At 54.7% G+C, this 20,596-nt stretch carries 19 protein-coding genes and 1 pseudogene; 7 read left to right on the top strand and 13 right to left on the bottom strand.

The genetic code is table 11. The annotated features are described in order from the left end of the window. Positions 1-7 precede the first annotated feature (7 nt). Together ku (ATO67_RS14285) and ku (ATO67_RS14280) are read right to left on the bottom strand one after the other, a co-directional pair. Complete coding sequence (gene ku, locus ATO67_RS14285; protein WP_067650284.1) at positions 8-823, bottom strand: non-homologous end joining protein Ku; 816 nt, start codon at positions 821-823, stop codon at positions 8-10. An 11-nt stretch (positions 824-834) separates the two neighbouring features. Then, a complete protein-coding gene (gene ku, locus ATO67_RS14280; protein ID WP_067650281.1) occupies positions 835-1,734 on the bottom strand; it encodes a non-homologous end joining protein Ku in 900 nt (299 codons plus the stop codon). A 203-nt stretch (positions 1,735-1,937) separates the two neighbouring features. On the opposite strand from ku (ATO67_RS14280), the gene ATO67_RS14275 reads away from it, so the two are divergent. The 3 genes and pseudogenes from ATO67_RS14275 (at position 1,938) to ATO67_RS14265 (ending at position 3,104) form a co-directional block, all read left to right on the top strand. Continuing rightward, positions 1,938-2,117: a hypothetical protein gene (locus tag ATO67_RS14275; protein ID WP_067650719.1), complete on the top strand. Its 180-nt coding sequence runs from the start codon at positions 1,938-1,940 to the stop codon at positions 2,115-2,117. Next, positions 2,114-2,910, top strand: a pseudogene (gene xth, locus ATO67_RS14270) (exodeoxyribonuclease III). Before ATO67_RS14275 ends, xth begins: the two are co-directional and overlap by 4 nt. Continuing rightward, positions 2,910-3,104: a hypothetical protein gene (locus ATO67_RS14265; protein WP_067650278.1), complete on the top strand. Its 195-nt coding sequence runs from the start codon at positions 2,910-2,912 to the stop codon at positions 3,102-3,104. The pseudogene xth and the gene ATO67_RS14265 overlap by 1 nt, the downstream one beginning before the upstream one ends. Before the next feature lie 238 nt (positions 3,105-3,342). Here ATO67_RS14265 and ATO67_RS14260 read toward each other — a convergent pair whose 3' ends face one another. From ATO67_RS14260 to ATO67_RS14210, 11 genes are all read right to left on the bottom strand, one after another. Next, the gene (locus ATO67_RS14260) at positions 3,343-4,512 is read right to left on the bottom strand and encodes a HEPN/Toprim-associated domain-containing protein (RefSeq protein ID WP_067650275.1); all 1,170 of its coding nucleotides are present in this window, start codon (positions 4,510-4,512) and stop codon (positions 3,343-3,345) included. 168 nt (positions 4,513-4,680) lie between these two features. Next, positions 4,681-4,905 carry a hypothetical protein gene (locus ATO67_RS23370; RefSeq protein WP_067650272.1) on the bottom strand — a complete coding sequence of 75 codons (225 nt, stop codon included), beginning with the start codon at positions 4,903-4,905 and terminating at the stop codon, positions 4,681-4,683. Between the two features lie 36 nt (positions 4,906-4,941). Next, entirely contained in the window at positions 4,942-5,340 is a 399-nt protein-coding gene (locus tag ATO67_RS14250; protein WP_067650269.1) for a type II toxin-antitoxin system VapC family toxin, read from the bottom strand. Further along, positions 5,337-5,588: an AbrB/MazE/SpoVT family DNA-binding domain-containing protein gene (locus ATO67_RS14245; RefSeq protein ID WP_067650267.1), complete on the bottom strand. Its 252-nt coding sequence runs from the start codon at positions 5,586-5,588 to the stop codon at positions 5,337-5,339. Before ATO67_RS14245 ends, ATO67_RS14250 begins: the two co-directional genes overlap by 4 nt. 326 nt (positions 5,589-5,914) lie before the next feature. Further along, entirely contained in the window at positions 5,915-7,252 is a 1,338-nt protein-coding gene (locus ATO67_RS14240; RefSeq protein ID WP_245303985.1) for a hypothetical protein, read from the bottom strand. Between the two features lie 75 nt (positions 7,253-7,327). Next, a complete protein-coding gene (locus ATO67_RS14235) occupies positions 7,328-8,395 on the bottom strand; it encodes a class I SAM-dependent methyltransferase (protein WP_067650265.1) in 1,068 nt (355 codons plus the stop codon). Positions 8,396-8,571: 176 nt separating this feature from the next. Then, positions 8,572-9,297, bottom strand: coding sequence for a helix-turn-helix transcriptional regulator (locus tag ATO67_RS14230; RefSeq protein WP_067650263.1), 726 nt, complete (start codon positions 9,295-9,297; stop codon positions 8,572-8,574). A 65-nt stretch (positions 9,298-9,362) separates the two neighbouring features. Further along, complete coding sequence (locus tag ATO67_RS14225) at positions 9,363-9,821, bottom strand: helix-turn-helix domain-containing protein (protein ID WP_067650710.1); 459 nt, start codon at positions 9,819-9,821, stop codon at positions 9,363-9,365. 531 nt (positions 9,822-10,352) lie between these two features. Beyond that, positions 10,353-11,522: an amidohydrolase gene (locus tag ATO67_RS14220; protein WP_067650260.1), complete on the bottom strand. Its 1,170-nt coding sequence runs from the start codon at positions 11,520-11,522 to the stop codon at positions 10,353-10,355. Between the two features lie 2 nt (positions 11,523-11,524). Further along, the gene (locus tag ATO67_RS14215; RefSeq protein ID WP_067650257.1) at positions 11,525-12,163 is read right to left on the bottom strand and encodes a GntR family transcriptional regulator; all 639 of its coding nucleotides are present in this window, start codon (positions 12,161-12,163) and stop codon (positions 11,525-11,527) included. A gap of 284 nt (positions 12,164-12,447) precedes the next feature. Further along, the gene (locus tag ATO67_RS14210; RefSeq protein WP_158667362.1) at positions 12,448-13,476 is read right to left on the bottom strand and encodes a Leu/Phe/Val dehydrogenase; all 1,029 of its coding nucleotides are present in this window, start codon (positions 13,474-13,476) and stop codon (positions 12,448-12,450) included. Between the two features lie 142 nt (positions 13,477-13,618). Here ATO67_RS14210 and ATO67_RS14205 point away from each other — a divergent pair, with 142 nt between their 5' ends. From ATO67_RS14205 to ATO67_RS14185, 4 genes are all read left to right on the top strand, one after another. Continuing rightward, a complete protein-coding gene (locus ATO67_RS14205) occupies positions 13,619-14,050 on the top strand; it encodes an Lrp/AsnC family transcriptional regulator (protein ID WP_245303984.1) in 432 nt (143 codons plus the stop codon). 476 nt (positions 14,051-14,526) lie between these two features. Next, the gene (locus ATO67_RS14200; RefSeq protein ID WP_067650248.1) at positions 14,527-15,375 is read left to right on the top strand and encodes a MipA/OmpV family protein; all 849 of its coding nucleotides are present in this window, start codon (positions 14,527-14,529) and stop codon (positions 15,373-15,375) included. 577 nt (positions 15,376-15,952) lie between these two features. Next, positions 15,953-17,155, top strand: a complete 1,203-nt coding sequence (locus ATO67_RS14190; RefSeq protein WP_067650242.1) for an efflux RND transporter periplasmic adaptor subunit — start codon at positions 15,953-15,955, stop codon at positions 17,153-17,155. Continuing rightward, on the top strand, positions 17,152-20,460 hold the full coding sequence (locus tag ATO67_RS14185) for an efflux RND transporter permease subunit (RefSeq protein WP_067650235.1): 3,309 nt from the start codon (positions 17,152-17,154) through the stop codon (positions 20,458-20,460). The genes ATO67_RS14190 and ATO67_RS14185 overlap by 4 nt, the downstream gene beginning before the upstream one ends. The last annotated feature ends 136 nt before the right edge of the window (positions 20,461-20,596 follow it).

Genomic DNA, 20,596 nt, shown 5'->3' with positions numbered 1-20,596 from the left:
GGTCACGTCAGCCTGATTTCCGGCTCTTGAGCTCGTCTGCGACCGACTTGCGCAGGGCGTCCATGATGTTGATCACGTTGGACTTCGGCTCAGCGGCTTCCGATTTCTTGCCCTTCGTGGCCTTCTTGGGCTTGAGTGCCTTCTTCTTTTCGGCGATCAGCTTGAGCAAGCTTTCCTGGATGGGGTCGCTTACCATGTCCGGCGACCACCTGGCCGTCTTCTGCTTGATGAGCTTCTGGACAAGCGGGATCAGATCGGGGTCACCGTCGTCGTCGATGTCTTCAAAATATGCTTCTTCTGGCCGAACCTCGTCGCCGAAGCGAAGCGACCACAGAACGATACCATCGTCGCGCGGCTCAAGGACGACCGCTTTCTCACGACGCCCTATGACGAGCTTCGAGATGCCTACGACCTTGTCGGCTTTCATCGCGTCCCGGATGACGGCGAACGCCTCGTGACCGACCGCGTCGTCCGGCATAAGGTAATGGGGCTTCTCCAGGTACACCCATTCTATGGATTCAGCCGGAGCGAATGTTTGGATGTCGATTGTCTTGACCGTGTCAAGCGCAACGTTGTCGAGGTCATCGTCCGTGAGTATGACGTAGTCGTTCTCACCACGCGCATACCCCTTCGCCTCGTTCTCGTCCTTGACAGGCTTGCCTGTCACAGAGTCCATGTACTGCGACACGACGCGATTGCCCGTCTCCTTGTTAAGCGTGTGGAAACGGACCTTCTCCGATTCTGACGTCGCGGGCATCATGTGCACCGGACAGGTGACCAGCGATAGTTTCAGATAACCTTTCCAGTATGGTCGAAGTGCCATGATCGGTTTCCTTAGCTGGCCTTGCGCTGTTGCGCGGTCTTGGAAGAGGTGGACTTCGCCGCACCACGCGTTGCGCGCTGCCTGCTTGCTCCGGCATTCGCGTTGGCCGCCGTGCGTTTCGGCTTGTCAGTGGCTTTCATCATGCCAGCGCTCTCGCGCAGCGCAGCAAGCAGATCGTTCGGCTTGGAAGCCTCGACCTTCTTGCGTTTCGGCATCGCCTTGCCTTCGATCTTGGCCTTCACCATCTCCTCGAGCGCGGCCTCGTATCGGTCGTCGAAAGTGGCTGGGTCGAAGTCGCCCTTCTTGGTGCTGATGATATGCTTCGCCAACTCCAGCATTTCGGCATCGACCTTGATCTTTGGCATTTCCTCGAAGGCCTTCTTCGAGGAGCGAACCTCATAATCGTAGTTCAGGGTCGTAGCTATCAGGCCCTTACCGTGAGGGCGGATCAGCACAGTTCGCATCCGACGGAACAGAACGGCTCTGGCAATGGCCGCAACCTTCGATTTGCGCATGCCGTCCCGCAAAGCGACGAACGCGTCGGAACCCATCTTGTCGGGGGTGAGGTAGTAAGGCTTGTCGAAGTAAACATCGTCTACGTCCGAGCACGGGATGAACGCTTCAATCTCGAGCGTCTTGTTGCTCTCAGGGATTGCCGCGGCCACTTCGTCGGGGTCGATGATGATGTAATGGCCGTTGTCGATCTCGAAGCCTTTGGTCTGGTGTTCCTTCTCGACAAGCTCCTCAGTCTCGCTGTCTACGAAGACGCGATTGACCCGGTTTCCCGTCGCCTTGTTGATCGTGTTGAAGGTAATGCGATCGGATGTCGATGCGGCTGTATAGAGTGCCACTCCTGCTGCCACTTCCCCGAATTTAATAAAGCCCTTCCACTGTGCACGCTGGCCTGCCATCGAACTCTCCCACGCAACTAACGCAACTTAGGCGATTCAACCGAATCACTTGCGGATTGGTTCCGGAGCAAAAAGCGACTCTTTTTCAATGACTTGATTCAGTTTTCCACCACAACCGGAGGAGTCCAACCAAGCCGCTGGAATCGATGCATCTTTTCGCCAGGTCGCGAGTTATCGTCGTATCGCAACCGCAGGAGATTCCCATGAGCAAGCGAGAGCTGATCGATACCGGAACTGACAAGCGATACGTCCGCCGTGACGAAAAAGGGCAGTTCAAGGAATCTGTCGATGTCGGTAGATCGCTGTCCGCCGACAAGCGTCACGAGGCGAAGCACGATGCGAAGCCGGGCGAGGGTGACAAAGGCGACCACAAGCGCAAGTGAAAGTCGCCACATATAACGTGAACGGCGTGAACGGTCGGCTCGATGTGTTGCTCCGCTGCTGAGCGAGGCAACCCCGGACATTGTCGTGCTTCAGGAACTTAAAGCGCCTGATGCCAGATTTCCGGTGAAGGAGATCGAGAACGCCGGATACGGCGCTGTGTGGCACGGCCAGAAGTCTTGGAATGGTGCCGCGATACTTGCCCGCGGTCGGAATCCGATGCTTACGAGGAAAGGTCTTCCGGGTGATCCGGAAGACGAGCAGAGCCGCTATATTGAGGCAGTCGTCGACGGCATCGTGATAGGCGGCCTGTATCTGCCGAACGGAAATCCCTATCCCGGCCCGAAATTCGACTACAAACTGCGATGGATCAAGCGCTTACACGATTATGCAGCCGAACTGCTGGACCTTGAGGTACCTGTCGTTTTGGCGGGGGACTACAACGTCATGCCAACTGAGCTTGATGTCTACAAGCCGGAGAGGTGGAAGGACGATGCACTCTTCCGCATCGAAGTGCGTGAAGCCTTCCGCGAGCTGGTGGGGCAGGGCTGGACGGATGCTCTTCGGCAACTTCATCCGGATGAACGCATTTACACGTTCTGGGATTATTTCAGGAATGCCTATGGGCGAGATGCAGGACTTCGGCTGGATCATTTCTTACTTAGCCCAGACCTTGCCAAACGGCTTGCGACGGCGGAAGCCGACAAGCACGTCCGCGGATGGGAGCGTACGAGCGACCATGCCCCGGTTTGGATAGAACTCGCCGACAACTCAGTAAAAAAGCGGAGGAAGTGATGAGCAAAGAATGGCACGCAGATCTGCGACTCAAACTAGATGATCTGGTCGATAAATTCGTCGTCGACGGTGCGGAACATAAGGATGTCATCGAGGCGCTCCGAAAGGAGATCGAACATCTCAGCAAGGCCTACGAACATGACCCCGATCCCGCCGAAGATGACACGGTGATTGACGAACCTGCGGCTACCTGAAGATTAAGATTATGCAAGCTGCTCAGGCCGCGGTGAGCGGAATCAGGTGTCTATAGAAAGAGGTGGAGCGGCGACCTTCTCCAGCAGCGTATAAACTTGTGGTCGCGCAATGGACCCCCGAAGACGGCAATGCGATACTTATGGCACGAGCGTGCCGATCGCGAACCTTTGAAATTGGTCATGACCCACTCTCGTCACTTGCAGCTAAACCTCAAATCCTGGAAGTTAACCATTGCTCTCATGGCTTGCCTCGTTCAGTGCAGGCATCCACAATCATTTCTAAAACCTTCCGAATATTTTCGAATGGGTAGTCGTCAGTGGCCAACGTTCTGAGAAACTCATCCCGCTGCCTATTTTTCTCGGAGCCGCGCTGATCGATGGCACCCTGGTATTCCCCGGCTTTCTCGTCAAAATTTGTCCATCGCACGCGACAGTTTTCTGGGAGCCTCAGATAGCACTCGATCGCAGCGGCTCTGCCGTTGATGTCAGCAGGATGCTCTCCGTTGGGCCCGATAGTTGGAAAAGATTTGAATTTTTCGAGATCGGGCAGCTTGACTGCGTTCACATCAGGCACCCTCGCCAGCGCGTTCAAGGAGCCAACGCCTGCGGCATCATTATCAAATATTGCCACGACTCCACCCGTTTTCTGAATACTACTCAAGCCCTTCATGAAATTCAGAAGATTGCCATGACCGCCGAATGGGTAGTTACGCTCCATGTCGACATACCGAAAAAAATCCTTGATCTCGGGGCGAAGGATATCAAATGCATGACGAATGATGTCTGTGTCACTGGTCCCCTCGGTAACCAGCAGGAAGCTCTGCCCTGCCGAGCCTACCGTGAAGTCTTCACGCTCGAAATATCCGTTTTCGACGACATCCATAAAATCCCAAACGACCATCAAATCCAGGTTTTCGGGACGTTCGGCTAGCACACGGAGCATATCCTCTGCGTTGAGGCGTTCAAGAAGGCTAGTCAAGTCCCAGCCTGGTCCAAGACTGAAGCCGCCTAAATAATTCGGGCCTCTGAGGCGATCGTGATATTCCGGAGGCAAGATGCCGGGGCTGTCGCTATTCATGTCGAACTCAGGTATTGTTTCCAAGTCAGCGTTACGAACCAGTTCGAGCGCGTCCGAGAAGCTAACATCGTGCGGCTGGTCATAAGTAACGTAGGGATCGGAGAAGCGACGTTCGATCGCGGGCAATGTTGAACCCATTAACTCAAGTCGGGTGACCAGATCGCGTAGCGGAGCCTGGAAAACCTCCACTGGCTTTCGATCGTCTCTTCCTTCACGGATTATGGTTTTGCTATGGCTTGGAAGAAAAATAGACTGGTGTCTTGTCGTCGAGAAATTCCCGCTTTCCTCGACTGTGAATTTGCCAATTTTTAAGTCAGAATAAGTGCCCATAAGATTGATATAATCACATACCCAGGCGCGTTCCAGATTTTAAACTCGGCTCAAACGAGTTAGATTTACCGTTTGATTGTGCGCTTCCGCCTAGCTTGCGGCATGTGTTGTAGCATTCGAGGCGCGCTCCACGGCAAGTTCTTCATCGATATCCCTAGCTGACGCTTTTCAAGGAAGCAGTAGTCGCTTCGCGATCGGCCCGAGTTGCGAAAACGGTAGATAGGGCGCTCCGACGACGAGCATAGGCAGAACGACGGGCAGAAACCAGAGAAGGATTTTGCCCTTTTTAATCTTCAGCGCAGAGATTTTCATCGCGGCCCTATAAATCGACCTCGCATTGTGGAGCTCCGCCATTTCCGGACCACCTTCATCGACAAAAACATTTTCAACCAATGTGGCGCGCTCGCTCCACGAATTCACCGATGCAAATCAGGAAAGCAGTTGTGCGGCCTGCCCTTGCTGCATCACCAATTCGACCGCCTGTTTATCGAACGAGACGAAGGTTTCGCCGCCGAGCCAATTGCCTTCATAGGCCATGATGCCGTCCGCAAAATCGCCGCCCGCTTCGAGGATCGCAAGCCCCGCTTCAACAGCGGGCCTGTTCATCACGACATTTCCTGCATCCAGCAAATCGCGGATGGTCACCGCTACGTCTTCCTTCGACAGTTTCGCCCCCCGACGCAATATCCAAACCAACTCGCACAGGCAGGGCAAAGAAACTGCGATCAGCGAAGCCTCTTTCAAGAGTTTGCTTGCGGCGCGTCCTTGTTTTGCATCGTCCTGTAAGACAGCGCGAGCCAGCACGTTCGTATCGACCGAAATTTTCATTCCTCGCCCGCCCACCCAGAGGCGGCAATCTCGTTCATTTCCTCAATCCTCATCGGCTTCTTGACTTTGGATGCGTGCCTGCCAATGAAGCTGTCAATCGTGCCGACAGGTTTTGCGGCCTTCACCCGAAGCTCGCCACCCGGTAGCTTGTCGAAGTCGATCCGCTCACCTGGCTTTATACCGAGATGCTGCAGGAGATCTCGCTTTAGCGTGACCTGCCCTTTCATTGTTACCGCCAATGACGTCATAGGAGTTCCTTTCGTTGACCAGATCACTATAGTAATTGAATTTTTCATTACAAACAAGTTTCATCATCTGCGGTGCTTGGCTTGTTTCCCAGTTTTGCTCCTGAATGTCAGAGATGCGGCAGCGCTTGCAAGCCGGGCTGGGGAGAAGAGGCGTCAAGTCGCGCCGTCTTGGGATGTGCGACTTGACGCAGAGATCCAGCACTGGACCGTGCAGGAAATCATTCGTCAAGTGTTTTGGCACGATCCGCCGGACTGGTGCGGCGAGTATAGTGGCGCTCTAAAGCCTCCTGTGCACCCGGAACCGAGCGATGCATTGCCACCTCCGACTACACTCCGGACCACTTCCACTCAGCCGCCGAGACTTTGATCTCCCCGGAAGCAAGATGCTTGCTCATCTCTGACCAGAGGGTGTCACCCGTAAAGCTCGTCAGATCACCGCTTGCTTCGAATAATGGCAGCGAACCGTAATCTTCTACGAGTGCTAAAATACCTCCAGAGCCATTGATGTCATGGAACGGATCACCGGCGCTGGGCCGCAACACCCGATGTCCCCACATCCCTGGGTAATTATCCTGCCGTAGATCGTTGAGAAGATCACCATCGCCAGATCGTTCGACACATAACGCGGCAAGGTATCTCAGTACTGGCAAGTAAACCGGCTGCCTGCACCCACCAAGCGCTCTGATGCCGGGCAGGATCGATAGGACAAGGAACGCCAGGAAGAGGGTAGGGAGGAGCTTACGGTCTCGGATTGCGCTTGCTATTTTATCAGGAGCGAATTTCACCATGACGTCCGTAGATGCCACGTCCCTAAGATTTCCATCATCAAGAACCAACGGTAACACCCTTTCGGGCCCGACATACCAGAAGTAATCCGTTGTGCTGCGCACCCATCCTCGCCAAGGTCCTGCGTTGAGCCGATCAATCGCGTCCGGCAAAACCGCAGCGTGTCTTTCAGCGATGAAAAATTCATACAGCCAGGAAGTCGGATCTTCGAGGTGATCAGCGATCAGACCGGCGACGTCGAAATCGTCGAGTTGAAGCAGGTTGACTGAACGACCGAAATGCGAACTCCAAAGCTTTGCATTGGCCACCTTGATCGCTTCAGATGCAGAAGGAAACAGGGTAGGGGGTAATTCTTCAAGTAAGCGCTTGGCGGCTCCAGTCGGAGCCTCAACCCCCGCAGAATTGGAAAGCGCGAACTGGTATGGACCATCGGAGCAACATATGCTGCGTCCATCCATTCGACTGCGCGGCAATCCAAAGAGATTGAGCACCTCCCCCTCCATCTTGAGCCATCCTGGCCCCTTTTTGGCGGACTCCTTGAAAGACATGGTCGATCCGGCATAGGTGACATGCCACCGCCGTCCGCTCGACTGCAATCCCATCAGGCTGAAAAGATGGGTGTAAAAAGCGTCTGGCTCGAAGAGTAAAAGGGTGTGTGGGCCGGTCTGCAGGACAGGGGAAGCGGTTAACTCAAGGCTGGCACTTCTGGCATCATCAAGGCCAAAACCTGCCTTTTGCGCAACCCGCTCCACCATGGATCGAACCAGCAGCATGGCTTGGTCGCGAACAAAACTCGAAGTCGTCTGCCGCCGAAGATCGTAAGCCGCAGCGGCGTAGTTCCTCAGCGGCTTTTTCCAGTACGGCTCGATCGACGGCATCAGTCTATTCAGCGCGCGTCGAATGTCGTCGGGACTGCAATAGTGGGGAGGTGTCGGAGACATCACACGTCCGATTCAAGAGGCGAGAAGTCGGGGCAGGGCATCCGTCATCGGATGGGACGATCGCCATTTTAGTGCTGTCGCAAGGGGTTGTGCCTCCGTATCAATCAAAATGGCAGGCAGTGAATGATGACAATAGGCGGGGGGAATGGCAGGCTCGATCAAGAGAGAAACAAAATCAAGGATCGCCTGGCGCGCATTGGACGAAACGATAGTATAGAAATTTCCGCTATTCCAGATCGCAACCGAGTAGCGAAAGAAGGTGCCGAGCGCCGCAGTTGTGGTCTCCAGATCGACCTGCAGATTGTCCATCGTATTGAGGACTTCATCTCTTTTGTCCGAGATTTTGGTCGGCGAGAAATACCTCGATTTGAAGAGGTCGTCCTTCTGCCGTTCATGCTCTTGGTAGAGCTCGACATCGCGGTTAGCGAGCTTCTGTACCTGAACGAGGAGACCACCAGGCCGCAGGCGCGGCGTTATAAAATCGAGTTGGCTTAGACGGTCACGATCGTACATCTGAAAGGTCGTATCCTCCATAAGGATGTCAAACCCGTCCTGGAACTGCTGCAGTTGAGGATCGGCCGCGTATCGTTCATCATCAAGATCGAAGAACGGTCCGTGAAAGAAATGCGCATTCGGGCTGCTACGTTTTGCATAGAATGCTGTTCGATTGGCTTCGGTCGGGCTACAGCACAATGTTTCGATACGTCCACCCCCGAGCGTCGCGAGCGTGCGGGCAAGGCAGCCCGTGCCGGTGCCAAGAGTGTAGATTTTGGTTGGCGCTCGCGTCCTGGCCCAGTTTCGTAGGCCGAACGCTAGAAGTGACGATCCGATCCGACATTCCTCTTCCAACCGATAGGGGATGCTTGCGAAGTAGTGTTTGTCAAACGGCCCCCATAACCGACGGTGCGTGTCGGAAAAGACAGCGCATTCGAGATCGAAATCCAGGAGGCCCAGGTCGACGGTTGGAACAGCACGATCAGGTGCCCCTCCCAGTCCACTCGCAGTCCGCTCGAAAAATTCCGCAAGTGAGGTCAACCGCGGTGCATTTCTCCAATGCTCGATAACATGCATGGAAACCATGGCTCGTTCCTTTTTGTTCGCTTGGCAAGAATCCTTCTGGATTGGTGTGAACACGTGGTGCCGCACCGCGACGGCCTACTTGCTCACACGCTATGATCGGACCCCGCGGAACCTGTAGCAATCTATCGAATTCGTCAGGTTGACGAGAAAGTTGCAGGGATTCGCACCATCAATTCCTAGATTTTAATTATCTCGCAAAAACTCGCCCTCGCCACGGCCTGATGACTTGTCTTTGCATCGAGCTTTCGCCGCGCAGAGCGGAGATAGAGCCGCACCGAACTTTCCGAGATCGAGAGTTTTGCAGCGATCTGTTTTGGGATGAGCCCCCTGGCGATATGCTCGAGACATTGTCTTTCTCGCGGCGATAGCGCCCGCCAAGACCGACGAGTTGGGAGATCGAGTTCCGAAAGCACCTTTTCATGGAGCAGATGCGAAATGATGGAGAGCTCACGAGTGCTATTTGATTTTAGTAAGGACCAGTCGGCACGAGAATGATCCGATGACACCGAGAACAGACAGCGTTCCCCCTGTGGACCCCGTAGTGGTATAGTCATCCCATGAGAGCCAACGTCGCTTAGACGAGCGTCTTCAAAAAACTGGCGGGCTTGTCCCGAGTCCAGTGACGACCAGTCAACGGGAAGCCTGCTCCATCCTAAAATTTCGATAACCGGATCCGTGTCGAAGAAATTCCCTGCGACATAGGCTTCTGTCCAGGGTTTCGGATAGGTGGTGCAATAGTAGGGATATTGCGTGGGTGCGGCTCCTGCGCGAACGACCAGGAATGTCATGTGCTTGAGGCTGAAGAGCCTACAGATCTGCAGCAATGCGTTTTCCAACTGATCGGAATTGTCGATCGACTGGAGCAGGGTCAGCGACGCTGAAAGACGGCCGGTATCGTTCATGGCACAGTTCTCAAGGTTATTCAGTCGTCGGCTGCCTCACCTACGCCTGCGGGGAAAGGGCGACTCTATTTCGTTTCAGAGGCTTCCTCCGGAAAAGACGAGGCGATTGCTTTGACCAAAACGACAACACGCTTGCGGACATTTGGGGACTTCAACTTGGAAAATGCGGTATTCAGCTCTCTGCCTTCCGCCGATTGAAGAAATGCGGTGAGGTCGTTGGCCGCGAGCAGGTCAGTTCGCATTTCTGACTCCATCGCTTGCCTTGAATTGCCATCAAAAAAGAACCCCACAGGAACCCCAAGTACATTCGCAAGATTTTGAAGGCGACTCGCTCCGACCCGGTTCGTGCCGTTTTCATATTTTTGGACTTGCTGAAATGTTATGCCAAGCGCACGCGCGACGGTGGTTTGGCTCAGCCCGTTTGCTCGGCGCTGCGAACGAATCCGGGCTCCGACTTCGACGTCGACCGCCTTGGGCGACTTCGTCCCGCCCTGACCTCTACTTTTCGGAACTTCGTGCGACAACTTTGCCCTCTCGACGGCGTCGGTTAATGATACTGCGCCGAGTGAAGCACAGGCGTCCGAAATATGTAATTCGATTTCCGTCACCCGTCGACCGGCAAGCCGCGCGATATCGCGCACACTTTTGCCTTGCGAGATCCAGAGCAGGCACGCCTTTTCAATAGGTGATAGCATCGGTACAGCTCATTGTTATGTTATAACATATCGCATAATATAGGTTATGGAACTCGCGGCTGAGTTCGACGTGTGTAGCTCTTACGGAAATACGTCGTGCACATTGGCCCTATGTCGGGCGAAATCCGGTTTACAACAGTCCCGCAACTGTGCGCTCGTGTATAAACTCTCCGCCCGGGCCACACGCAAGCGCGAGACTTCCGCCAGCCCCTGAATACTGTCTCCCCTGAGATGAAATGAGAGAAAGAGGCCACCTTGTGGTCGAATAGAAACCATGTAGCCAAAGCTCCAGACCCGTGCCTTAGAGCTGCCATTTAAACTACAAACGCGTCGGTCCGCTAGGATCGCGAAGCGTAAAAACTATTGCGTCCTCGCCTCAACGAGCGAGGCAAAATAAGAGGCCCCGAATGGAAGCGCTTCGTCATTGAAATCGAACCAAGCGCTGTGAAGAATGCGACCATTGCCATCTGGGCCGTTGCCGATCCACCCATAGCAGCCGGGTCGGTCTTCGAGCATGAAGGCGAAGTCTTCGACGATCATCGTCTGTGGCGGATTCGTCTCGACCTTGTTGAACACCGACGATGCGGCCGCTTCTGCGGAAAGGGCGGCAGCCGTCGAATTGATGAGCGTGGGATATTGCTGGGTGTATGTGGTCTCGCATTCGGCGCCAGTCGAAAAGGCAATGCCTTTCACTATACGGCGAATGGCCGATTCTGCCGCGGCTCGCGCGGCGGGAGAGAACGCTCTCACGGTGCCCCGGATCTTGATCATGTTTGGCAAAACATTATAGGCATCGCCACCGTGAATTTGCGTGGCGCTAACGACGACCGCGTCAAGAGGATCGATGTTTCTTGCCGTAATCTGCTGAAGCGCAACGAGGATGTGACCCGCCGTCAGGACCACATCGACTCCTTTGTGCGGTTGCGCCGCATGCATTCCCTTCGACGTTACCTCGATCTCGAAGGCATCGCCAGACGCCATCATCGGCCCCGCCTTAACGGCGAAGGTCCCTACCTCCATTCCGGGCCAGTTGTGCAACCCGTAAATCTCGTCGCAGCGAAAATTCTCGAACAGCCCTTCACGGATCATGCGCGCTGCACCGCCGTCATTCCCGCCCATCTCCTCGGCGGGCTGGAAGATGAAAACGACGCGACCTGAAAAATCCCGAGTTTCGGCCAAATAGCGTGCGGCACCGAGGAGCATCGCCGTGTGCCCATCATGACCGCAGGCGTGCATGACACCCCGGTTCGTGGAGCGATGCGCGAAGTCATTGCGCTCTTCGATCGCAAGCGCATCCATATCAGCCCTGAGCCCAATGGAACGTCCACTTTCATGGTTGCCATGAAGCACGCCGACAACGCCTGTACCGCCCACGCCTGTGGTCACTTCGATCCCGTAGGAACGCAACTGGTCTGCAACGAAGCTGGCGGTTTCAAATTCTTGGTAGGAAAGCTCCGGATTGGCGTGAAGATGTTGCCGCCACCGGATCATTTCGTCGTGGAACTCTGCGATCCTGTTTTTAACGGGCATCTTCACTCTTCTCCTGTTTGTATATCATGGTAAGCAAGCTGCAAATGCTCGCCTAGAGCTGCAATTGCACCGGTCTCGTCGCCATCCTGGCAGGCCCGAAGCAACCTTCGGTGCTCGGCAGCCGATTTTTTCGGACGGGCGACAATAGAACTCGCGATCACCTCAGCGAGAGCCGATGCCCTGTTTAACTGCTCGATGGTCCGCAGCAGCATCTGCCGTTTTGACGGACGGTAGAGAGCATAGTGGAAATCCCAATTCAGAGCCGAAAGCCTTGACGGCTCGCCTTCTGCGTCCGCGGCGTCGAGTGCCATCTCGGCCCTGGCGAGATCGAGCTTCGTGATCTGTGGAAATGCGGATCTGAGAGCCACCGGCTCCAAAAGCAGCCGCATCTCGAAGAGATCGTCGATCATCCCCCGGTCAAGTTCTATGACCCTTGCGCCCTTGTAGCCGATCGTTTCGACCAATCCCTCTTCAGCAAGCGCTTGGAGGGCGTGACGCAGCGGTGTTCGACTGACGCTTAGTTGTTCGGACAATGCATCCTGCCGCAACGGCTGGCCGGGCTGCAACGAGCCGTTCAGGATCAACGTCCTGATCTTGGCAGCAGTCAATTCTGCCTGTGTCTGTTGCGCATCCGAAATCATAATTGTATCCAATAATGCTCTCATCTCACATTGTCAACTCAGAATGAGGAGGAGCAATCACCAAGGACAGGCCGTGTCATAATGACAATAATAGATAAAGATCGGCTACATCGCTCACGTGACCTGCGGGCCGGCGGTTGCCGCCTTTGTCGATACACGCGACGACGCCCTTCTGGCGCGCCATCGGCATGTAAAGTCAGATAAGACTTTGTTTCGCGTAGTTTTACTTGGTGTCACTCGCAACAGCCGCCAGGCACCTGCTTGCATTCCGTCACTTTTGATAGCTACCCCTTGAGGCGTCTACGCGCGAAACATTCAGCGGCAACTCCAGTGGGAATGCCCTCCACTTCTGAGAAGGCCAATACGTTGCGCGTAGTGTCGTGGATTGTTTTCACCCGGGCTAGTGCCTCAGCCAGATTAAACTGAGCGCCCTTGGGTGCTACCGAGAGAACACCGCCGGCGTTTACGATGTAATCAGGGCAATAGGTGACGCCGCGCTCCCAGAGCAACTTATCCTGCAACGGGGAATGCAATTGATTGTTCGCAGCACCGGCAATAATCTTGGCCTGGATTTCAGGAATGGTGTTTTCGCTAAGAGTTCCTCCCAGTGCGCACGGCGAATAAACGTCGGCTTCTGTCGAGTGAATCTGTCCAGAAGACGCAGCGGTTGCACCGAATTTCTGTTGGGCAACTCTAACTTTCTGCTCGTCTAGATCACAGACGATCAAATCAGCACCTGCGCTGTTTAGCAACTCGCAAAGCGCCATGCCTACCTTACCCAATCCCTCAACGGCCACTGTGCGGCCGGACAGGTGAGGAAGACCGCGAAACTCAAGAGCCGCCTGAATACCGTGAAACACGCCCCAAGCCGTACAAAGAGCGCCTTCCCCTCCATCTTCCAAAGGAAGGTTGCGAATATGCTCGGTGGTCGAACTCATCAAACGAACGTCAGCAGTAGAAATCCCAGCGTCTTCTGCAGTCGTGTAAAGACCGCCTAGTTTTTGGACGATACGTCCAAAGGCTAGGAGACGCTCGTTACGTTTGCTAGCATCTAGATCGTCAATGATCACGGCCTTGGCTCCACCATGCTCCAGTCCACTCGCAGCATACTTGTAGGTCATTCCCCGCGACAGTCGTAGGACGTCGCTTAAAGCTTCCGCATCGCTGCCATAGGCTCTCATCCGACATCCTCCCATGCCAAGGCCTAGTGTCGTGTCGTGAATGGCAATGAACGCGCGAAGGCCTGTGGTTTCGTCCGTGCAATATAGAACCATCTCATGGCCCTCGAAATCAGGGTGTGTTGCAATTTCCACTTAACGACTCCTTTACCGAATAAAATTCGTTACTGTAACATCTGAACAGCAGGATATTCGGAGATAACCGGGAAGCAAGGCGATGGATAAAGTTACGAAAAACGTTCGGCGGAAAAGGCAACTCGAAGATGGGCTGGACGCTATGGACCGAAAACTTTTAAGCCTGTTGGCAAAAAATGCGGAGTTGAGCTACGGCGAACTCGGCAATGCGATTCATCTTTCGCCTCCAGCCGTCCACGAACGGGTAAAGCGGCTCCGAGCCGGCGGCTTCATCCGCGCGACCGTGGCACTCCTTGATGGGCCAAAGATCGGCAAAAATCTTCTGGCATTTGTGCATTTGGAAACCAGCAACTGGGAGACGACGCGGAAGGTTCTTGAGATGACGAGCTTCAGCGAGATCGAAGAGGTCCACACGGTCGCCGGCGACACGGCCATGATTCTGAAGGTGAGAACTGAAGATCCTTCATCCCTCGAAAGACTTCTTGGAATGTTCCATCGTCTGGAAGGCTTCAAGAGCGTCAAAACATTTGTGGCCTTGGGTACCTACCTGGAGCGGGGACCACAGATCGGATGATCCAACGTGCCTTGAAGCCCTCGGCCAAAGCGTCCGCTAGAAATGCGCACCGGAAACGACATCTGCCGTTCGTGCGGTCCTAAATGTGAGCGCCGAGTGGCAGTCCCTGTCATACAGCCCCTCTTTATCGGTCATGGACTGAATTATAAGAGAAATCTTTTTCAGTTGCGTTTTGCTAGAGCCCATCGACCGTCGCTTATGACAGGCAAAGCTCGCTGCGATGACCGACGCGTTCCCTCAAGCTTTTGAGGGGCTCTCTGGTAAAGCTATTATGGTGGATAGCGAGCCTCCGTCTCTCTCAATCTGCCATGTGATCGACGTCGGCTTTGAGCGCGTCGTCGGGATCTGAAGTGTGGTCTGCGGTGCAATTGCAGGCTACTCTGAAAGCTTGTATTTTACACCTTAATCTAGCCATGATCTTCCGGCGTTATATGTGTGAATTACACATTTTGTGAATTCCAGCCACCGGAGCGTCCATGTCTCTCACCATTCGATTTGACCGTGCTGCGATGTCAGCCACCCTAGGAATTTCGCTTGCAATCTCGGGGGCATTATCAGAGGCATTCGGAGCCGACACCGGTCTTTATGAACAAAATCCCGAGCCCTCCTTCGACCAAAACCGTTTCCACAACGAAGCTGGATCGCCGGACTGGAGCCTGGTTATCGGCGGAGGCGGGATGTATCGCCCTGAATATGAAGGGAGCGAGAAACTTCAAATAAACCCGGTACCGGTTGTGCTCTTTACCTATGGCGAATGGCTCAAGATTGACCCTAGCGGGATTTCAGTGAGAGCGTTCGAACGCGACGGCTTCTCGCTATCTGGAAAGGTTGGCTATGAGATGGGTCGCGACGAAGATGACGCTGACCGCCTGAACGGCTTGGGCGACATTGACCTCGCAGCCACGATCGGCGCTAGGGCCGCTTACGTGTGGAACGGGATCGAACTCTACGCCGAACTCGACCAGACGATGGGTGGAAGCGAAAGTTTGGTCGCCACATTCGGGGCTGAATACTCGGTTCCTGTCACTGAGCGTCTTATCCTTGGTACGGGTACGGAGGCAATTTTTGCGAACAAGAACCATATGCAAGCCTATTTTGGCGTCAACGCGGCCCAATCGGCCGCCTCCGGACTTTCAGAATATGAAGCCAAAGCAGGGTTGAAACGCGTGAATGTCAAGGCGTCAGCGACATACCTGCTGACTAAAAACTGGTTGGTCCGGGGCGAGGCCGGGCTCGGCATTCTGACGGGCGACGCGGCGGATAGCCCGGTCGTGGAAGAGAAACTTCAACCTTCTGCATCGCTTTTCGTTGGCTACAAGTTCTAACTTGAGCGGTTGATCGGACAGCGTCCGGACACGCTGTGTTTCGGTTTAGGCCGATATCACCAAGTCATGATTGCTGAAGCAGAAGAGCATTTCTACATCTTTCCAACGATTACAACAGCATACCGAATCCTGTTTGCCCTTCAACCCAGCGCTTGCATCGCCTTCCCTCGCAAACCTTGTGGTCTGTTTTGGCGCATTGTGAATGTGGACCCGTTCGTCATGCGTCAATAGTCCGTTTCATTGATCTTGTGGATTAGCAATGCAATCCCGCTCCCTGTTCAACTACGAGCTTGTGCATGCCCTCGGCATCGTTGTTAACAGCATGACCCTACGTATGTGTGGAACACGCCATAGCCGTCTCCAGATCTTTTGTGACGGGGACAAGTCCGCTGAAAATGGTCTCCGCCAGTGGCGCGCCCGGGGGATCCGAGACGAGCAGGTCTACGAAATCATGTGTATTATGCAAGCAATACATTGACGTCACCAGCGCAAACCTATAAATATGTATTATACACATAGATGCGCGTCGACCCGATAGTTCGCATTCAGGTCGTTGTCGGCCCACTGGAGGCACAATATGACAATTTCATTCGGGGCAGTTCGCGCGTCAATCGTATTCGCAACGCTTATAGTCGCGGCACCATCGTATTTGCAGGCGGCCGAGAAGCCAACATCGAGCCAGAGCCTGCCGTCCATCGTGGTCACCACCGCAAAGCTGCGATCGTTGGTGGACAGGGTAGCCGCCTCTGGCACTATCCGCCCGGTCGCTGAAATCTACATTCAGCCCCAAGTCGATGGGCTCTTGATCGGCACCCTGAACGTCGACATTGGGGATAAGGTCGCCGCAGGAAGCACTCTTGCTACCTTGAATCCCGATGCTCTAATTCTGGAGAAGAGCCGAAAGCAGGCGACCAGCGCAAGGAACGAGGCAAATGTAGCTCAACTTCGCGCGCAACTCGCCGAGGCACGAGCGAATGCGGAACAGGCCCAGAGGCAGCAGAACCGATCTCGTAAAATGGGCAAGACTGGGTCGGTCTCCGTTGCTTCGGTCGAAGAAGCAGATGCGGTCGCAGCCACCATGGAGGCTCGGGTCAGTTCTGCCGAGCACGCCGTCCAAGTCGCCCTTTCGGAGTTGAAGATCATCGAGACCGAGATTGCCGATGTCGAACTGAAACTTACAAGAACCGATGTGACGGCCCCTGTTGCGGGGACAATTGCTTCCAGAAATGCCAAGGTCGGCAGCATCGCTTTTGGCAACAACGACCCGCTCTTCACGATCATTCGTGACGGCGAAATCGAGCTTGTCGCCGACGTTGGCGAAGACGACATTTCAAGGATTAGCGCTGGCCAACAAGCGAGTATTTCGCTCTCCGGCGGCCGCGAGCAGGTTGCTGGCCTTGTTCGCCTTGTCTCGCCCACGATCGATCCCATAACCCGTCTTGGCTTCGTCCATATTGTTTTAAGCGACGAAAGCAAGGCACGCGCAGGCATGTACGGGAGCGCGGAGGTCATTGTTGCTGAAACTGAAAACGTAGCTCTTCCGCTATCTGCGGTTCTGACATCAAGCGAGGGAACATCAACTCGCAGAGTGGAAAACGGCGTTGTCACATTCGCGGCAATCGAAACCGGCATTCAAGATGGTTCATATGTCGAAATTTTGAACGGTCTGAAGGAAGGCGACGAAGTTGTTGCCAAGGCCGGCGCCTATGTTCGCGACGGTGATCGGATCAACGCCGTTCCAGAACCGTCCGACGCTTCCCATAGGGAGATGGATCGATGAATTTTTCAGCTTGGTCTATTCGCAATCCGATTGCGCCATTATTGTTTTTTAGCGTGCTTCTGGTTCTTGGGATCCAGTCCTTCAACAAGTTGCCGATTACGCATTTCCCCAATATTGACGTGCCCCTCGTCTCAATTGTCGTGTCACAAAGCGGAGCATCCCCCGCGGAGTTGGAGACGCAGGTAACAAAAGAAATTGAGGACGCTGTCGCATCTCTTACCGGGGTAGACGAAATCCAGTCTACAGTCACAGACGGTCAGTCAGTGACGTCAGTAATGTTCCGCATGGAAGTGCCGACGGAACAGGCCGTGCAGGACACAAAGGATGCGATTGACCGCATTCGCAGCGATCTCCCAGCCAACGTCGAAGAGCCGGTCGTTGCCAAGGTTGATGTCGAAGGTCAGGCGATTCAAACGTTCGCTGTATCGTCACCGAATATGTCGATCGAAGAACTATCCTGGTTCGTCGACGACACGATCAAGCGCTCGTTGCAGGGCCAATCGGGCGTTGGCCGCATCGACCGCTACGGCGGTGCCGATCGCGAAGTACGTATTGAACTCAATCCTGGCAAGCTGAATGCATATGGCATCACCGCCGCTAGCGTGGACCAACAGTTACGGGGAACCAACGTCGATCTAGGTTCTGGCCGCGGTCAGCTCGCTGGCAGCGAACAGGCGATCCGCGTCCTCGGCGACGCCCGCGATGTCGGCGAATTGGCCAACACGACAATTGCGTTACCGAGTGGACGCTTCGTCAAGCTGAAGGACGTGGGCGCTGTAAAAGACACCTTTGAGGAGCCGAAGTCTTTCTCGCTCTTCAAAGGCACTCCTGTCGTAACTTTCGGTGTCTTCCGCGCCAAAGGTGCCAGCGATGTCAGTGTTTCCAAAACCGTCGCTCAAAGCCTGGACAGAGTCCGCGCCAGTAATCCGAATGTCGGCATCGAGCTGGTGGATGATCCGGTGTACTTCACATACGGCAACTACGAAGCCGCTATGGACACCTTGTTAGAAGGTGCGTTGCTCGCAATTTTCGTCGTTTTTCTGTTCCTTAGGAATTGGCGCGCCACCATCATTTCCGCGATTGCCTTGCCGCTCTCTGTTATCCCGACCTTCTGGATCATGGACTTACTGGGTTTTTCGTTGAACCTCGTCAGCTTTCTCGCCCTGACGCTCGCGACTGGTATTCTCGTCGATGACGCAATCGTTGAGATCGAAAACATCGCCCGCCACATCAAAATGGGCAAGACACCTTACCGGGCTGCAATAGAGGCAGCCGATGAAATCGGCCTTGCCGTGATCGCTACCACGTCCACGATTATCGCTGTGTTCGTGCCGGTTTCCCTCATGCCCGGTATCCCTGGTCAGTACTTTATTCAGTTCGGACTGACCGTCGCCTTCTCTGTAACCTTCTCGCTCGTTGTCGCACGTTTGATCACGCCGATGATGGCGGCCTATTTGATGCGCGCCGAAGACGCCTTGGAAGATCATCACGATAACGATAGCGTATTATTGCGTGGATATACGCGGCTGGTGCGAGCCACAACAGGGCAGTGGTGGCGCAGATATGCCACCCTCATGGCGGCCGTTGGCTTTCTGGTTGCTTCCGTGTTTTTACTTTTGCAGGTTCCCAGCACCTTCATGCCCGTGGACGACACGTCCCGCGTTGTGCTCTCGATCGAATTGCCTCCGAATGCGACGCTGCAAGACACGGAGCGAACAAGCATGGCGATATATGATCGTATCAAAAGTATCGATGGTGTGGAAAGCGTGCTGATTCTCGGAGGGGCTTCGCCGAAGGGAGAGCTCGAGGTGCGACGGGCAACGATCACCGTGTCGTTGTTCAAGCCCGACCATTCGCTGGCTAAAAAGCTATTCAATGACGTGCTGGGGTCAATCCCTGTTATTGGCCGGCATTTGCCGAAGGTTGATGTTCATGGCCGTGACCGCCCACAATGGGATATCGAAAAAGACGTTTTCGCCAAGATCGACAATATCCCAGACGTTCGCATCGTAAAGTTAAATGAAGGCAACGAACGCGACTTGTCGTTCAACTTCCTCTCCAAAGACGAGCGCGATCTCAGTGCTGCCGTCGCCATTCTTGAATCAAAGCTGCGCGCCGAGCCGCTTCTCGCTAACATCAGCACTGACGGCGCCCTGCCCCGCCCGGAACTGCAGGTTCGCCCGCGTAAAGATCAGGCTGCCCGCCTCGGCATTACTGCCCGGCAGATCTCCGAAACCATACGGATTGCTACGATTGGCGATTTTGATGCCGCACTTGCAAAGATTTCGCTCGACGATCGCCAGATCCCGATCCGCATTCAGGCGTCGCTTGACATGCGTCGCGACCTCCGGGCGATCCGCTCCCTGAAGATTATGGCTGGCAGTGGCGGCAGCGTTCCGCTGTCGACCGTTGCAGACATCACCTATTCTGAGGTTGAAAGCTCGATCAAGCGCAGCAACCGCGACCGCGTCGTCGCGATTGGCGCCGACCTGCCACACGGCGTCGCGCTGGATGCTGCTTCGGCCCGCTTCCTACAAATCGTCACTGACACGGATATGCCTTCTAGTGTCCGCTTGGCGGAGAGCGGCGACACCAAGCTCCAGAAGGAAATGCAGCAGAGCTTCGTCAACGCCATGTTGATGGGCCTGATGCTAGTGCTTGTGGTGTTGATCCTACTCTTCAAAGACGTCATCCAGCCGTTCACCATTTTGGTCTCCCTGCCGCTGGCAATCGGGGGCGTGGCGGTCGGGTTGCTCATGACCAACAATCCCATTTCTATGCCCGTATTGATCGGCATCCTCATGCTGATGGGTATCATGACGAAAAACGCCATCCTCCTCGTCGATTTCGCGATCGAGTTGCAGCGCCACGGATCGGGGCGCGTCGAAGCAATGGTGGAGGCCGGTCGTAAGCGCGCCCGCCCAATCATCATGACCTCAATTGCCATGTCGGCAGGAATGCTGCCATCTGCTATGGGCGTCGGCGAAGGTGGTTCGTTTCGCGCACCGATGGCGATCGCCGTGATCGGCGGCATCATCGTCTCGACGGTTCTCTCGCTCGTTGTTGTGCCCTCGCTCTTTCTGATCATGGACGATCTATCCCGACTACTCGGGGGAATATTTGGCCGCTTCGTTGGTAAAAAAGATGAGGAAGTATCGACCATGTCTCGCGAGGTACTTACAGATGAGGTTGGATCCCTGAAGGCTCGCATTAAAGCAATTGAGGATTCAGCGGCGGAAGGAGGCGCGCCGGAAACCGCCCGCAGAACGGGTAGGTATCACACAAAGCCTCACGCGGCTTATTGATGAACTCATTCCAGATTACTACATTTTAGCCATTGGGCTCAACGAGGCCGGAAAGGTCATCATCCCGCATTCCGCGAGGAATAGGCTTCCTGAAGGTCTCGAACTGAGCGGAGGGGGCAGCCATCTTCGACGAACC

Source organism: Agrobacterium bohemicum (genome assembly GCF_001562555.1).
In the GTDB taxonomy this organism is placed as follows: Bacteria; Pseudomonadota; Alphaproteobacteria; order Rhizobiales; family Rhizobiaceae; genus Agrobacterium; species Agrobacterium bohemicum.
This window is presented reverse-complemented; position numbering and strand designations above follow the sequence as displayed.

Excerpts from the sequence above, each read along its gene's own strand:
- ku (WP_067650284.1), bottom strand. The coding sequence starts at position 823 with ATGGCACTTCGACCATACTGGAAAGGTTATCTGAAACTATCGCTGGTC.
- ku (WP_067650281.1), bottom strand. The coding sequence starts at position 1,734 with ATGGCAGGCCAGCGTGCACAGTGGAAGGGCTTTATTAAATTCGGGGAA.
- ATO67_RS14275 (WP_067650719.1), top strand. The coding sequence starts at position 1,938 with ATGAGCAAGCGAGAGCTGATCGATACCGGAACTGACAAGCGATACGTC.
- ATO67_RS14265 (WP_067650278.1), top strand. The coding sequence starts at position 2,910 with ATGAGCAAAGAATGGCACGCAGATCTGCGACTCAAACTAGATGATCTG.
- ATO67_RS14260 (WP_067650275.1), bottom strand. The coding sequence starts at position 4,512 with ATGGGCACTTATTCTGACTTAAAAATTGGCAAATTCACAGTCGAGGAA.
- ATO67_RS14250 (WP_067650269.1), bottom strand. The coding sequence starts at position 5,340 with ATGAAAATTTCGGTCGATACGAACGTGCTGGCTCGCGCTGTCTTACAG.
- ATO67_RS14245 (WP_067650267.1), bottom strand. The coding sequence starts at position 5,588 with ATGACGTCATTGGCGGTAACAATGAAAGGGCAGGTCACGCTAAAGCGA.
- ATO67_RS14240 (WP_245303985.1), bottom strand. The coding sequence starts at position 7,252 with ATGCCGTCGATCGAGCCGTACTGGAAAAAGCCGCTGAGGAACTACGCC.
- ATO67_RS14235 (WP_067650265.1), bottom strand. The coding sequence starts at position 8,395 with ATGGTTTCCATGCATGTTATCGAGCATTGGAGAAATGCACCGCGGTTG.
- ATO67_RS14230 (WP_067650263.1), bottom strand. The coding sequence starts at position 9,297 with ATGAACGATACCGGCCGTCTTTCAGCGTCGCTGACCCTGCTCCAGTCG.
- ATO67_RS14220 (WP_067650260.1), bottom strand. The coding sequence starts at position 11,522 with ATGCCCGTTAAAAACAGGATCGCAGAGTTCCACGACGAAATGATCCGG.
- ATO67_RS14215 (WP_067650257.1), bottom strand. The coding sequence starts at position 12,163 with ATGATTTCGGATGCGCAACAGACACAGGCAGAATTGACTGCTGCCAAG.
- ATO67_RS14205 (WP_245303984.1), top strand. The coding sequence starts at position 13,619 with ATGGACCGAAAACTTTTAAGCCTGTTGGCAAAAAATGCGGAGTTGAGC.
- ATO67_RS14200 (WP_067650248.1), top strand. The coding sequence starts at position 14,527 with ATGTCTCTCACCATTCGATTTGACCGTGCTGCGATGTCAGCCACCCTA.
- ATO67_RS14190 (WP_067650242.1), top strand. The coding sequence starts at position 15,953 with ATGACAATTTCATTCGGGGCAGTTCGCGCGTCAATCGTATTCGCAACG.
- ATO67_RS14185 (WP_067650235.1), top strand. The coding sequence starts at position 17,152 with ATGAATTTTTCAGCTTGGTCTATTCGCAATCCGATTGCGCCATTATTG.